Source organism: Salipiger sp. PrR007 (genome assembly GCF_010499845.1).
In the GTDB taxonomy this organism is placed as follows: domain Bacteria; phylum Pseudomonadota; class Alphaproteobacteria; order Rhodobacterales; family Rhodobacteraceae; genus Salipiger; species Salipiger pacificus_A.
Genome location: NZ_JAAGOZ010000028.1, coordinates 186093 through 200370, shown reverse-complemented (window position 1 = coordinate 200370; position 14278 = coordinate 186093). Strand labels below are relative to the sequence as shown.

Annotated in this window: 12 protein-coding genes; 6 read left to right on the top strand and 6 right to left on the bottom strand. The window is 67.3% G+C overall.

Features of this window, described 5'->3' with window-relative positions; translation table 11 throughout:
- Positions 1–5 precede the first annotated feature (5 nt).
- The 5 genes from G0Q01_RS13690 (at position 6) to ptsP (ending at position 5645) form a co-directional block, all read left to right on the top strand.
- Complete coding sequence (locus G0Q01_RS13690; RefSeq protein WP_164188678.1) at positions 6–473, top strand: NUDIX hydrolase; 468 nt, start codon at positions 6–8, stop codon at positions 471–473.
- Positions 474–533: 60 nt separating this feature from the next.
- The gene (locus G0Q01_RS13685) at positions 534–983 is read left to right on the top strand and encodes a DUF1178 family protein (RefSeq protein WP_108964674.1); all 450 of its coding nucleotides are present in this window, start codon (positions 534–536) and stop codon (positions 981–983) included.
- Positions 984–993: 10 nt separating this feature from the next.
- The gene (locus tag G0Q01_RS13680) at positions 994–1638 is read left to right on the top strand and encodes an SDR family oxidoreductase (protein ID WP_164188676.1); all 645 of its coding nucleotides are present in this window, start codon (positions 994–996) and stop codon (positions 1636–1638) included.
- 212 nt (positions 1639–1850) lie between these two features.
- The gene (locus G0Q01_RS13675; protein WP_164188674.1) at positions 1851–3110 is read left to right on the top strand and encodes an aspartate kinase; all 1260 of its coding nucleotides are present in this window, start codon (positions 1851–1853) and stop codon (positions 3108–3110) included.
- A 285-nt stretch (positions 3111–3395) separates the two neighbouring features.
- Positions 3396–5645 carry a phosphoenolpyruvate--protein phosphotransferase gene (gene ptsP, locus G0Q01_RS13670; protein WP_108967514.1) on the top strand — a complete coding sequence of 750 codons (2250 nt, stop codon included), beginning with the start codon at positions 3396–3398 and terminating at the stop codon, positions 5643–5645.
- A 224-nt stretch (positions 5646–5869) separates the two neighbouring features.
- Here the strand turns inward: ptsP and G0Q01_RS13665 are convergent, their stop codons facing one another.
- Both G0Q01_RS13665 and G0Q01_RS13660 read right to left on the bottom strand, forming a co-directional pair.
- Positions 5870–6634, bottom strand: a complete 765-nt coding sequence (locus G0Q01_RS13665; protein WP_108964671.1) for an EcsC family protein — start codon at positions 6632–6634, stop codon at positions 5870–5872.
- Between the two features lie 51 nt (positions 6635–6685).
- On the bottom strand, positions 6686–7162 hold the full coding sequence (locus G0Q01_RS13660; protein ID WP_370457115.1) for a GNAT family N-acetyltransferase: 477 nt from the start codon (positions 7160–7162) through the stop codon (positions 6686–6688).
- Positions 7163–7254: 92 nt separating this feature from the next.
- Here G0Q01_RS13660 and G0Q01_RS13655 point away from each other — a divergent pair, with 92 nt between their 5' ends.
- Entirely contained in the window at positions 7255–7857 is a 603-nt protein-coding gene (locus tag G0Q01_RS13655) for a flavin reductase family protein (RefSeq protein ID WP_164188672.1), read from the top strand.
- A gap of 12 nt (positions 7858–7869) precedes the next feature.
- Here the strand turns inward: G0Q01_RS13655 and G0Q01_RS13650 are convergent, their stop codons facing one another.
- The 4 genes from G0Q01_RS13650 to G0Q01_RS13635 all read right to left on the bottom strand — a co-directional run bounded on the left by G0Q01_RS13650 (position 7870) and on the right by G0Q01_RS13635 (position 14242).
- Positions 7870–8286, bottom strand: coding sequence for a PaaI family thioesterase (locus tag G0Q01_RS13650; RefSeq protein WP_235940128.1), 417 nt, complete (start codon positions 8284–8286; stop codon positions 7870–7872).
- A gap of 100 nt (positions 8287–8386) precedes the next feature.
- The gene (locus G0Q01_RS13645; protein WP_164213532.1) at positions 8387–8833 is read right to left on the bottom strand and encodes a MaoC family dehydratase; all 447 of its coding nucleotides are present in this window, start codon (positions 8831–8833) and stop codon (positions 8387–8389) included.
- Between the two features lie 132 nt (positions 8834–8965).
- Complete coding sequence (locus tag G0Q01_RS13640; protein ID WP_108964667.1) at positions 8966–10504, bottom strand: ATP-dependent RecD-like DNA helicase; 1539 nt, start codon at positions 10502–10504, stop codon at positions 8966–8968.
- A gap of 294 nt (positions 10505–10798) precedes the next feature.
- Positions 10799–14242, bottom strand: coding sequence for a pyruvate carboxylase (locus tag G0Q01_RS13635; protein ID WP_164188669.1), 3444 nt, complete (start codon positions 14240–14242; stop codon positions 10799–10801).
- Positions 14243–14278 lie beyond the last annotated feature (36 nt).

Genomic DNA, 14278 nt, shown 5'->3' with positions numbered 1-14278 from the left:
ACAGGATGGGCGCTTCACTGGACATCGTTTCTCGCGGACCGGGCATCAGAACCCTGCCCAAGCGAACCCATGTGCAATATGCGGCGCTCTGCTACCGCATCCGCGACGGCAAGGTGCAGATCCTCCTCATCACCAGCCGCGGCCGCAGACGCTGGACCCTGCCCAAGGGATGGCCGATGCAGGGCCGCAGCCCGGCCAAGGCCGCCGCCCGCGAGGCCTGGGAAGAAGCCGGGGTAAAGGGGCTCGTGGACGAGCTCTGCGTCGGCGGCTACAGCTACCAGAAGCGCAGCTCGAACCGGCCGCATATGGCATTGGTCTATCCACTCGAAGTGGTGGAGCTCGACAAGAAGTTTCCCGAGCGGCGCGAACGCAAGCAACGTTGGGTCAGCCCGAAGCGTGCCGCCGAGATGGTCGATCACCCGGAACTGGCCAAGCTGCTCCTTGGCTTCCGCCCCTTTTCCCGCAAGCACTGACATCGGCTTGAACCTGCGCGGATTTTGACTAGGTAAAAGGGATCATTTCGGAACAGCCGCATGATCCAATACTCACTCAAATGCGCGGATGACCATCGCTTCGACAGTTGGTTCCAATCCGCCAGCGCCTTCGACAAGCTGCATGCCGCGGGCATGGTGGCCTGCGCCGTCTGCGGCACGCCAAAGGTGGAAAAGGTGCTCATGGCTCCGCGCGTGAACAGCGGCGCCGCGCGCCCCGAAAGCGCGCCGACCCCCGCCAAGGAAAAGCCCAACCTCTCCGAGCCCTCCTCGCCCGCCGAGCAGGCGCTGCGCGCGCTGCGCGAGCACGTCGAAAAGACCTCGGACTACGTTGGCCGCGATTTTGCCCGCGAGGCGCGCGCCATGCACAGCGGCGATGCTCCGCACCGCCCGATCTGGGGCGAAACCCGAGGCGACGAGGCCAAGGCCTTGATCGAGGACGGCGTGCCCGTGGCGCCCCTGCCCTTCATGCCGACACGAAAATCCAACTGAAAGACATGCCATGACCTTGCTGATCACCGGCGCGAACCGCGGCATAGGCGCGGCGCTCGTAAAGACCCTCTCGGCGCGTGGGCACGAGGTGCTGGGCACGGCGCGACATACCCCCGGGCTGCTGCCGCTCGACGTGAGCGACCCGGCCTCGCCGAAGGCACTGGCCGAGCACCTCGGCGAGAGCACGCTCGACGCGCTGATCTGCAACGCCGGGGTCTATCTCGACAAGCCGGAACCGCTCGACACCGGCTACCCGCCCGAGATGTGGGCCGAAATGTTCGCGGTCAATGTCACCGGGGTCTTCCTGACGGTGCAAGCGATGCTGCCGCTGCTGGAACGGGCCGAGACGCCGAAGATCATGATCATCTCCTCGCAGATGGGCTCGAACGCGCTGGCCAAGGGCAACGCGCTGATCTACCGCGCCAGCAAGGCCGCGGCGCTGAATCTCGGCACCAACCTTGCCGCCGCGCTGAAGCCGCGAGGCATCGCCGTGGGCATCTATCACCCCGGCTGGGTGAGCACCGAGATGGGGGGCAGCGGCGCCGAGCTTACCCCCGAGCAATCCGCCGCCGGACTCGCCGATCGGCTCGACGCGCTGAGCCTTGGGACCACCGGCTGCTTCGAAACCTGGGACGGCCGCGCGCACGCCTACTGAGCGCCCGGCGCGCCGCCGGACCCCGGCGGCCGCGCTCCCGCAAAGCCGCAAACGAAGAACCGCGAAGCGCCGGCGGCCCCATCTTTTCGAATATGCCAGAATGCCCCGGACCCACGCAGCGATCGCTCGCGGCGGGCGCGCAATCCCCTTGCGCAGCCCCGCCCCCCCAAGTAAAGCACCGCTGATTCAAAGGACCATGCCGGGGAGGCGCCATGCCCGTTCTCGTGATGAAATTCGGCGGCACCTCCGTCGCCACGCTTGACCGGATCCGCCGGGCCGCCAAACGCGTCGGCGTCGAAGTGGCCAAGGGCTACGACGTGATCGTCATCGTCTCGGCCATGTCGGGCGAGACCAACAAGCTCGTCGGCTACGTCGAGGAGACCTCGCCGCTGTTCGACGCGCGCGAATATGACGCCGTCGTCTCTTCGGGCGAGAACGTGACCGCCGGCCTGATGGCGCTGACGCTGCAGGAAATGGATATCCCCGCGCGCAGCTGGCAGGGCTGGCAGGTGCCTCTGCTGACCACTTCGGCACATAGCGCCGCGCGGATCGAAGGCATCCCCCCCGAGAACATCAACCGCAAGTTCGCCGAGGGCATGAAGGTGGCCGTGGTTGCCGGTTTCCAGGGCATCAGCCCCGAGGGCCGCATCACCACGCTGGGCCGGGGCGGCTCGGACACCACCGCCGTCGCCTTCGCCGCAGCCTTCGAGGCCGAGCGCTGCGACATCTACACCGATGTCGACGGCGTCTATACCACCGACCCGCGAATCTGCGAGAAGGCCCGAAAGCTCGACCGCATCTCTTTCGAGGAAATGCTCGAGCTGGCCTCGCTGGGCGCCAAGGTGCTGCAGACCCGCTCGGTCGAACTCGCCATGCGTTACAAGGTGAAGCTGCGGGTCCTCTCCAGCTTCGAGGAACAGTCGGACGACGCCGGGACGCTCGTTTGCGACGAGGAGGATATCATGGAATCCAAAGTTGTGGCCGGTGTGGCCTTTTCGCGCGACGAGGCCAAGATGACCCTCGTCACCATCGCAGACCGTCCGGGCATCGCCGCCGCGATCTTCGGCACGCTGGCCGATGCCGGCGTGAACGTCGACATGATTGTGCAGAACGTCTCGGAAACCAACTACAAGGGTCATGAGGGCGGCGTTACCGACATGACCTTCTCCTGCCCGGTCAACCAGGTGAAGCGCGCGGAGAAGGCACTGGCCGATGCGCAGGAAGCCGGCACGCTGACCTTCGACAAGCTCGAATCGGAAACCGAGGTCGCCAAGGTCTCGGTCGTCGGCATCGGCATGCGTTCGGCGGCCGGTGTGGCGGCGAAGATGTTCAAGGTGCTCTCGGACGAGAACATCAACATCCAGGTCATCACCACGTCCGAGATCAAGATCTCCGTGCTGATCGAACGCAAGTACATGGAACTCGCGGTGCAGGCCCTTCACGACGCCTTCGAACTCGAAAGGGCCAACTGACCGGAGGCGCCTCGCGCACCCCGAAAATCATCGATGGCGGCGCCTCTCGGGGCGCCGCTTCTTTTATTGGCCAAGGCGACAGTTCTTTTCCGCGCCCATATGCGCGACAATCTTCCCGGAAATACCGCCCTGTCGCGGCGATCCCTTCTCAAAGGCGCGGAAAGGCGCGGCAAATGGTCGTTTCAACGCGCGGGAATTCGACCGTCCTATTTGATCCCGTTTCCTTTCTTCGGGCAAACCGCATATAGCTGATCCCAAGCGGAACGAATGAAGACGGGCAGCAAAATGCCGGATGGCACGGAAAGCGAAAGCCGCAAGCTTCTGGGGCGGCTGAGAGACACGATGGCCGAGGATGCCGCCGGGCAGGCGCGCCTCGACAAGATCATGCATCTGACCGCCGATTCCATGGGCTCCGAAGTCTGCTCGATTTACCTCTTCCGCGACGAGGACACGCTCGAGCTCTGCGCCACCGAGGGGCTCAAGAAAGAGGCCGTACACCAGACCCGGATGCGCATGGGCGAAGGCCTCGTGGGCCGCGTCGCGCGCAGCGGCAAGGTGGTCAACACCGCCGACGCCCCCTCGGCCAAGGGCTTTCGCTACATGCCCGAGACCGGCGAAGAGATTTACTCCAGCTTCCTCGGCGTCCCGATCCAGCGCCTTGGCGAGACGCTGGGCGTGCTGGTCGTGCAGACCAAGCAGAAACGCGAGTTCACCGCGGACGAGGTCTACGCGCTGGAAGTGGTCGCCATGGTGCTGGCCGAGATGACCGAGCTCGGCGCCTTCGTCGGCGACACCGCGGCGCTTTCGGCACGGCACACCCAGCCCACCATGCTGCGTGGCGGCACCGGTCAGGAAGGCACCGCCGAGGGCCACGTCTGGCTGCACGAGCCGCGAGTGATGGTGACCAACCTCGTCGCCGACGACCCCGAGCGAGAGCGCCAGCGGCTGGATGAGGCCATCGAACAGCTACGCGTCAGCGTTGACGAGATGCTCGCCGGCGCGGTCCAGGATGCCGAACAGCTCGAAGTGCTCGAGGCCTATCGCATGTTCGCCAACTCGAAGGGCTGGCGTCGGCGCATGGAGGAAGACATCTCGCGCGGGCTCTCCGCCGAGGCCGCCGTGGAAAAGGAACAATCCGCGGCCCGCGCCCGGATGAGCCAGGTCGCCGACAACTACCTGCGCGAGCGGCTGCACGATCTGGACGACCTGTCGAATCGCTTGCTGCGCATCCTCACCGGACAGGGCAAGGACACCGGCGCCTCGATGCCCGCCGATCCCATTCTCGTTGCCCGCAGCATCGGCCCCGCCGAGCTGCTGGACTATGGCCGCCAGCTGCGTGGCATCGTCCTCGAGGAAGGCTCGGTCGGCAGCCACGCCGCCGTCGTCGCCCGCGCGCTGGCGATCCCGCTGGTGATCAACGCGCCGCGCATCACCACCGAGGCGCTGAACGGCGACCACATCATGGTCGACGGCGATCAGGGCGTGGTGCACCTGCGCCCCGACGACACGGTCGTCACCGCCTTCCGCGACAAGATCGCCATGCAGGCCGAGGCGCAGGAACGCTATGCCTCGATCCGCCAGAAGCCCGCGGTCTCGCTCTGCGGCAAGCGGATCAGCCTCCACATGAACGCGGGCCTGCTCGCCGACCTGCCTTCGCTCGAGAACTCCGGCGCCGAGGGCGTGGGCCTCTTCCGCACCGAACTGCAGTTCCTGGTGCGAAACAAGATGCCCTCGCGGACCGAACTGGTCGCCGTCTACAAACGCGTGATCGAGGCCGCCGAGGCCGCCGGTGACAAGCCGGTAATCTTCCGCACGCTCGACATCGGCTCGGACAAGGTGCTGCCCTACATGAAGCCCACCGACGAGCCCAACCCGGCGCTCGGCTGGCGGGCGATCCGCGTCGGTCTCGACCGGCCCGGCGTCATGCGCATGCAGCTGCAGGCGCTCCTGCGCGCCTGCGAAGGTCGGCCGCTGACGCTGATGTTCCCCTTTGTTGCCCAATGGGAAGAGTTCCGCGCCGCCCGCGCCGAGGTCGACAAGGCCATCGCCACCGAGCGCAAGCTCGGCCACGTGGTGCCCGAGAAGATATCGGTCGGCACCATGCTCGAGACCCCGAGCCTCGCCTACGCCTCGAACAAGTTTTTCGAGGAGGTCGAGTTCGTCTCGATCGGCGGCAACGATCTCAAGCAGTTCTTCTTTGCCGCCGACCGCGAGAACGAGCGGGTGCGGCGGCGCTACGACACGCTGAACGTCAGCTTCCTGACGTTCCTCGAGCAGATCGTGCAGCGCTGCTCGGCCACCGGCACGCCGCTCAGCTTCTGCGGCGAGGATGCGGGCCGACCGATCGAGGCAATCTGCCTCGCCGCCATCGGGCTGCATCGTCTGTCGATGCGCCCGGCCTCGATCGGGCCGGTGAAGAGCCTGATCATGCGCACGGATCTCGACGCGCTTTACGACGTGATCTGCGACGCCCGCGAGCGCGGCGAGCAATCGGTGCGCGGCGCTGTCATGGAGTACATGCGCTGGCAGGGATGAGCCGGGGCGGAGCGCGCCCAGTTTCTCGCGCTCCATGCCCTCGTCCCGGTCGGACCACGAAGCTCGCCCGGCGCATCGGTCCCCCGCACCCCGGGCGATAGTGGTCGTGCGCGCATCTCCGGCCGTTCTGGCACGGGACGCCCCCCGCGCCTTCTGCGCGAGTGCTGCGGCGCGGATTACACCACGCCCCGAGCACCTGATAAGCCATTAACCTTGCGAAGTGGTTAAGCGCGCAGCGCCAGCTTTTCCTGCAGAGCGGCCACCAACTCGGCGCGCGGACGGCCGCTCTGCTCGGCAAGCCGCAGCAAGCCGAAGTGCACATGCGCCATCTGCTGGTAGTAGCTGGTATAGGCGTAGTTGGTCGCCGCCCCCGCCGCCGCGCCCAGCACCGGCACGGTCTGCGCCGCCAGCTTCTGACCCATCGCCGTCGCCAGCCGCGGCGCGACCTTGCCGATCAGCCCGTGCACCGTCGCCCCGGTGAGCGTGACCCGGGTGGCAAGGAATCCCAGATCCGCGCCATCATCCGCCTCGAGCGGTCCAGCCGAGGCAAAGACGCTGAGGCACTCGCGCTTGATCTCGGGCATCTCGGGGTCGAAGCCGTATTCCGCCGCGATCCCCTGGATCGCGCGCAGCAGCACCGTCACGGTCACCGGCAACTCGGCCAGAGCGGTCGGCAGTCCCCCGGCGCCGCCCGCCGCGCCCATGGCGGTCGCGAGCGCGGTGTTCAGCCAGCCCTTCTGGTCGGGTACGGCGCGGCGCGAGCCCGTGGCGGCCTTCAGCGCCAGCTCGAGCGCCTTGGCGGTGCTGGTCTCGAGCCGCTCCTTCACCCGGTCGGGCAGGCGTTCGAGCAGGTTCTCGGCCTGGCCGCCGATGATGTTGAGCACCTGCAGCCCGACCCCGCCCGCGGCCCGGTGGCGGCGGGCCAGCGCGGCGATCTCGGCGTCGATGCTGAGGGGAACGAGCTGCGTTCCGGAAACGGGTGCGGTCATGGGCGGGCCTCCTCGGGTCTCCCCTAGAAGATCGGCGCGCCGCGCGGGAAATCAAGCCTTGCGCATGACCTCGCCGGTGACGCCCTGCCAAGCGCCCGGAAGCAGCTCCAGCGCCAGAACCCGCTCGGGGTTGGTCGGCGGAGGCATCTGGACCCCCTCGATCTTGGAAAACCCGAAGCGGCGGTAGTAGGGCTCGTCGCCGACCAGCAGCACCCGGCCCCATTCCAAGGCCCGCGCCCGTTCCAGCGTGTCGCGGATCAGCGCCGCGCCCAGCCCTTCGCCCTGCGCCGTGGGATGCACCGCCACCGGCCCCAGCAACAGCAGTTGCGCCGCGCCGACGCGCACCGGCCAGTAACGGATCGCCCCGCCGATGCTGCCGCTGTCGTCCTTGGCCACCCGGCAAAGCTCGGAGACCGGGGCCACCCCGTCGCGCAAACGGTAAGAGGACAGCAACTCGCGACCCGGCGCGAAGCACAGGTCGTAGAGCGCCTCGACTTCCCAGCGATCATCCGGGCGTTCCTGATGCAAGCTGTACAGAGACCCGGTCTCCCCCGTGGCGTTTCGGACGAATCCGCCCTATCACGGGTCTGACAGTCGCGCAAACACCTGAGAGGACAGGCATGTTCTATCGCCCCGAAGACGGCCACGGGCTGCCGCACAACCCGTTCAACGCCATCGTCTCGCCCCGGCCCATCGGCTGGATCTCGACCCGCGGCACGCTCGGGGACAACCTCGCGCCGTACTCTTTCTTCAATGCCGTGGCCTATGTGCCGCCGCAGGTGATGTTCTCCTCGACCTCTGCCAAGGAGGACCGCGAGGGCACCAAGGACAGCGTCGCCCAGATCCGCGAGAGCGGGGTCTTCTGCGTGAATATCGTGGAATACGCGGCGCGCGACGTGATGAACCTCAGCTCCGGCCCCTGGCCCGCGGGTGAGGACGAATTTGCCCTCGCAGGGATCGACAAGGCCGAGTGCGAAACCATCGACTGCCCGCGCGTCGCCGGGGCGCCAGCCTCGCTGGAATGCAAGGTGACGCAGATCGTGAGGCTCGAGGGAGCCACAAACTTCGCCGTCTTCGGCGAGGTCACCGGCGTGCACATGCGCGACGACTGCCTCGTGGACGGGCGGTTCGACGTGACGACCTTCCAGCCGCTCACCCGCCTCGGCTACCGCGATTACTCGGTGATCCGCGAGGTCTTCGAACTCAAGCGCCCCGGAGAGTGAGCGCCGGCCGGCTCAGCCCCGGCGGCGGTAGCGGAACACGCCCGAGCCCTTGGCGATCAGCTCACCGGTCTCATCGGTGACGGTGCCCTCGGCGAAAAAGGTGCTCTTGCCTCCGCCGGTGCGCGCGCCCTCGACGATCAGCCGGCTGCCCTTCGGCCGCGACAGGTACTGGACGTTGAGCGAAAGGGTGAGCGCCATGAGCCTGTCCTGCGGATCGCCGGTCCAGCAGCCCGCGTAGCCCATGGCCGTGTCGAGCATCGAGGCATGCACCCCGCCGTGCGGGTTGTCGTGGCGGTTGAGATGCTCCGGCCCGAGCTGCACTTCGAAGCGCGCGAAATCCTGCCGCCAGCCGGTCATCTCGATGCCGAGGTGCGACAGGTAGCCCGAGGGCGCCTCGGTGATGGGCATCTCCGCGCTGTGCTTGTCCATGGGGCTCTCCTGCTCTGTCGCGCCGTTCTCGGCGCTGCGCGGCCCAGCGTCAAGCCATGCTCCGCGCGGGTCGATCAGGCGAGCCGGTCAGCCGGGCAGATCAGTCGCGCAGCTCGAGGAAGGTCACCCATTGCGCCACGAGCGCCGGCTGGTCGCGCCCCTGCCCCTCAATCTCGATCTCCACGTCCCAATGCACGGCGAGCCGATCGTCCCCCTCCTCGACACCGCCTACGGTGAAATGCCCGCGCACCCGCGAGCCCACCGGCACCGGGGTGACGAAGCGCACCCGGTCGAAGCCGTAATTGACGTTGGCGATCTGCCCGGGAAAGGGCGGCACGGCATCGGCGCACATGGCCGAGAGCAGCGAGAGCGTCAGGAACCCCTGCGCGACGGGCGCGCCGAAAAGGAAATCTGCGGAGCGCTCGGGGTCGGAATGGAAAAATTTCAGGTCCCCGGTCACCTCGCCGAAGCGGGCCACGGTCTCGGCGTCAAGCGTGAACCAGCGCGAGACCTTCGGTTCCATCTGCAGAATGGCCTCAGCCGGCATGGCGCGCTCCCCCGTTCAGTGCTTTCTCGCGCTGCATCCCGTCTCCCGATCTGTGCGAAATCCCGAGGCAGAGTGGCGGATCGCCCCCACCGATGGCAAGGGCAAATGCCGGGCGCCTGCGAGATGAGCAGCTCAGCCCGCCGCCTCCTCGCCCTGCATCTCAAGCTCGAGCGGCACCGGCGCGCCGCCGAGATCGTCCACCCGCAGCGGCCCCGAGGGCCGCGACAGCCGGTTGCGCACCACCCAGTAGAGCCGGTCCGAGGCGCGGGTGACCGCGACATAGGCGAGCCGCTTCCACAGCGGCTGGCCCGCCTCGACCCGCCCCATGCGCGCCGCCGCATAAAGATCGGGACCGAAGACCTGTACGTTCTCCCATTGCGAGCCCTGCGCCTTGTGGATGGTCACCGCGGCGCCATGCAGGAAGGTCGCCCCCATGCGCGCGGCGAAGGGGATGAAGGGCTCTTCCTCGTCGGGCTTCTCGATCTTCACGATCGACGCGGCCGAGACCTGCGGATCGGGCGCGCCAATGACGTGCAGCCGCGAGAAGCCGGGCTTCTTGCCCGGCCCGAGATAGACCACCTGCGCGCCCTTGATGAGCCCGCGCGCTTCCAGATCGAGCCGCTTCTTGCGGTGCTTGAGCGGCAGCTCGATGCCGTCGCAGATCAGCGGCTCGCCGGGCAGGAGCTCGGTCTCGGGCGCGCCATGCACGGCGCGGAAGGCGTTGATCAGCCGGATGCGCGTGGCGTTGCGCCAGACGAGCACCGGTGAGCGCGCCATCAGGTCGACCTCGACCCGCTGGCCCCAGACCACGCGGTCGTCCTTGGCGGCCATCTCCTCGACCAGCCGCTCGAAGCGGTAGAAATCCACCTCCGGATCGGCCAGCGCGTGGGCGAGATCGAGGATCGGGCTCGAGGCCTCCTGCCGGTGGATGCGGCTGAGTTCCATCTTGCGGTCCTCGGGCACCGCGTCGAAAACCATCTTGCCCGACTGGTTCACCGGCGCCAGCTGCGCCGGGTCGCCGAAGAGCAGCAGGTTGGGGAAGATCTCCTGGAGATCCTCGAACTGCCGGTCGTCGAGCATCGAGGCCTCGTCCACGAAGCCGATGTCGAGCGGCTCCTCGCGGCGCTTCCAGCCGGTGATGAAATCGCTGCCGCGCAGCCCCGCCGCCGCCAGCGCGGCCGGCACCGAGCTGTGGCTCTGGTAGGCGGAATACGCCCGGTCGAGCGCCTCGGGGGTCAGCGTGTCAATCTCGGGCCGTTCCTCGTTGCCCATCAGCCATTCGGCGATGCGCTCGTAGACCGGATCATAGACCGGGGTATAGAGAATGCGGTGAATGGTGGTCGCTGGCACGCCGCGCATACGCAGCACCGAGGCGGCCTTGTTGGTGGGCGCGAGGATCGCAAGCGTTCGCTTCTCGCGCTTCTTGCGGCTCTCGAAATCGCCCGAGACGACCTCGCAGCCCGCATCCTGCAGAGCCTTGCTCAGCTCGGCCAGAAGCAATGTCTTGCCCGAGCCGGCCTTGCCCATCAGCGCCATAACCTTCGAGAGCCCCTCGCGGGCGGGCTCGGTGGTGCCTTCATCCAGATCGACGCCGGCACCGCGCAGCATCTCGGCCACGCGGTCCCAGGCTTCGGCCTGATCCTCGGAAAAACTGATCGCGGGCGCCGTCATGCGCGCGACCCTACAAGAGCCGCGCGGCGCGCACCAGACGCGCGCCTGCTTTTCCATTGGAGCCTGCGGGAGTTTTGCGGGGCTTCGCCCGGCAGGCCGCGCCTGCGGCCCGCGCAGAACCGCCTCAGGGGGGCGCATGTGTCAACGAAAAGGAAGAAGGGGCCGCACGCGCGACCCCCTCCTTCTTACAAGTCCAAATATTCAAGGGGGAGGCACGCGCAGCGCGGCGGGGGGGTGGAGCCCTGTCCTCCATGTCCTGCCGCGCCTTGCCAGGCGACGACAGTGCCCCTCCCCTCACTCCAGCTCGATCAGCAGGTCCTTGGCGTCGATCTGGCCGCCCGGCAGCACGTGCACCGCCTTGACCGTGGCGTCGCGCTCGGCATGCAGGCCGGTCTCCATCTTCATGGCCTCTATGGTCAGCAGCAGGTCGCCTTCCTTGACCTTGGACCCCGCCTGCACCGCGATGGTGGCGACGACGCCCGGCATCGGCGCGCCGATGTGGTTCGGGTTGCCCGCCTCGGCCTTGGGCTTGGCGCCGCTCGCTGCCTTGGCTTTGCGGTTGGGCACGCGCACCGCGCGCGGCTGGCCGTTGAGCTCGAAGAACACCCGCACCTCGCCGTCGTCCTGCGTGTCGCCGACGGTGATGAGGCGGATCTCCAGTGTCTTGCCGGGGTCGATCTCGGCGGTGATCTCCTCGCCCGGCTGCATGCCATAGAAGTAGGTCAGCGTCGGCAGCACCCGGACGGGGCCATAATCCTCGTGCCGCGCCACGTAATCGGTGAAGACCTTGGGGTACATGAGGTAGCCGTTGAAGTCCTCGTCGTCGAACTCGACGTCCTCGAACTTCGCGTCCAGCTCAGCGCGCAGCTTGGCGAAATCGGCGGGCGGCAGGTGCTTGCCCGGGCGCTCGGTGTTGGGTGTCTCGCCCTTCAGCACCTTCTTGACGATGCCTTCCGGGAAGCCGCCCGGCGGCTGGCCGAGGTTGCCGCGCATCATGTCGATCACCGAGTCGGGGAAGCTGACGTCGCTTTTCGGGTCCTCGACCTGCGCCCGGGTGAGCCCCTGGCTGACCATCATCAGCGCCATGTCGCCCACGACCTTCGACGAGGGCGTCACCTTCACGATGTCTCCGAACATCATGTTCACGTCGGCATAGGTCTTGGCGACCTCGTGCCAGCGCTCTTCGAGCCCCAGCGAGCGCGCCTGCGCCTTGAGGTTGGTGAACTGCCCGCCCGGCATCTCGTGCAGATAGACCTCGGACGCCGGGGCCTGCATGCCCGATTCAAACGCCGCGTATTGCCCGCGCACCGCCTCCCAGTAGTTCGAGACCTCGCGGATCACATCGACGTCGAGCCCGGTGTCGCGATCGGTGTGGCGCAGCGCCTCGACGATCGAGCCCAATGTGGGCTGCGAGGTGTTGCCCGAGAGCGCGTCCATCGCCGCGTCGACCGCGTCGACGCCCGCTTTCGAGGCCTCCATGATGGTGGCGATGGCGGCGCCCGAGGTGTCATGGGTGTGGAAGTGGATCGGCAGGCCGACCTCTTCCTTCAGCGCCTTGATCAGCGCGCCGGCGGCGGAGGGTTTCAGCAGGCCCGCCATGTCCTTCAGGCCCAGCACATGCGCGCCGGCGGCCTTCAGCTCCTTGCCCATCTCGACGTAGTACTTGAGGTCGTACTTGGCGCGCGCCGGGTCGAGGATGTCCCCGGTGTAGCAGACGGTGCCCTCGCAGATCTTGCCGCTCTCGATCACCGCATCCATGGCGACGCGCATGTTCTCGACCCAGTTGAGCGAGTCGAAGACGCGGAAGACGTCGACGCCGCTCTCGGCCGCCTGCGCCACGAAGCTCTGCACCACGTTGTCGGGGTAGTTCGTGTAGCCGACGCCGTTCGAGGCGCGCAGCAGCATCTGCGTCAGGATGTTGGGCATCTTGGCGCGGATGTCGCGCAGCCGCTGCCACGGGCATTCCTGCAAGAAGCGATAGGCCACGTCGAAGGTCGCCCCGCCCCAGCATTCCACCGAGAAGAGCCCGGGCAGGTTCGCCGCATAGGCCGGGGCCACCTTGATCATGTCGATCGAGCGCATCCGGGTCGCCAGCAGCGACTGGTGACCGTCGCGCATGGTGGTGTCGGTGATCAAAAGCTGCTTTTGCGCCGCCATCCAGTCGGCCACCGCCTGCGCCCCCTTCTCTTCCAGCAGCGTGCGGGTGCCCGGCGGCGGCGTCTCGGCGCGCAGTTCGGGCGCGCGGGCGGGCTTCAGCTCGGCATGCGGCTTGGGCCGGCCCTGCACCTCGGGGTGCCCGTTGACGGTGATGTCGGCGATGTAGGTCAGCACCTTGGTGCCGCGGTCGCGGCGCTTCTTGAAGTCGAAGAGCTCGGGCGTCGTGTCGATGAACTTGGTGGTGTACTGGTTGCTCAGGAAGGTCGGGTGCTTGAGCAGGTTGATCACGAAGTCGATGTTCGTGCTCACGCCGCGGATGCGGAACTCACGCAGGGCGCGGTCCATGCGGGCGATGGCCTTCTCCGGCGTCGGCGCCTTGGCGGTGACCTTGACCAGCAGCGAATCGTAATAGCGGGTGATCACCCCGCCCGCGTAGGCAGTGCCGCCGTCGAGCCGGATGCCCATGCCGGTGGCCGAGCGGTAGGCGGTGATCCGGCCGTAGTCGGGGATGAAGTTGTTGGTCGGATCCTCGGTGGTGATCCGGGTCTGCAGCGCGTGGCCGGTGAGGCGGATATCGTACTGGCTGGCCTTGCCGGTGGCCTCGGCGAGGCTCTTGCCTTCGGCGATCATGATCTGCGCCTGCACGATGTCGATGCCGGTCACCTCTTCGGTGACGGTGTGCTCGACCTGCACGCGCGGGTTCACTTCGATGAAGTAGAACTTGCCGCTGTCCATATCCATCAGGAACTCGACGGTGCCGGCGCACTCATAGTTCACATGGGCGCAAATCTTGCGGCCAAGCTCGCAGATCTCCTCGCGCTGCGCTTCGCTGAGATAGGGCGCGGGGGCGCGTTCGACGACCTTCTGGTTGCGGCGCTGCACCGAGCAATCGCGCTCGTAGAGGTGGTAGATATTGCCCATCTTGTCGCCGAGGATCTGCACCTCGACGTGGCGGGCGCGGGTGATCATCTTCTCGAGATAGCCCTCGCCGTTGCCAAAGGCCGCCTCGGCCTCGCGCCGGCCCTCGAGCACCTTCTCCTTCAGCTCCTTCGGCCCCTCGATCGGACGCATGCCGCGCCCGCCGCCGCCCCAGGACGCCTTGAGCATCAGCGGGTAGCCGATTTCTTCGGCCTCCTTGGCGATGGCCTTGAAGTCGTCGCCCAGCACCTCGGTCGCGGGGATGACCGGCACGCCGGCCTCGATGGCCACCTTGCGGGCGCTGGCCTTGTCGCCGAGCGCGCGCATGGTCGCCGCCCTGGGGCCGATGAAGGTGATGCCCGCCGCATCGCAGGCATCGACGAACTCGGGGTTCTCCGACAGCAGCCCGTAGCCCGGGTGAATCGCGTCGGCGCCCGACTCCTTGGCCACGCGGATGATCTCGGGGATCGAGAGGTAAGCCGCGACCGGGCCCAGCCCCTCGCCGATGCGATAGGCCTCGTCGGCCTTGAAGCGGTGGAGCCCCAGCTTGTCCTCTTCGGCGTAGACGGCAACGGTCTTCTTTCCCATCTCGTTCGCCGCACGCATGATGCGGATCGCGATCTCGCCACGGTTGGCGATGAGGATCTTCTGGAACTCGGGCATCAAATCTTCCTCCTTTGAATGCGAAATGCCGCTCCC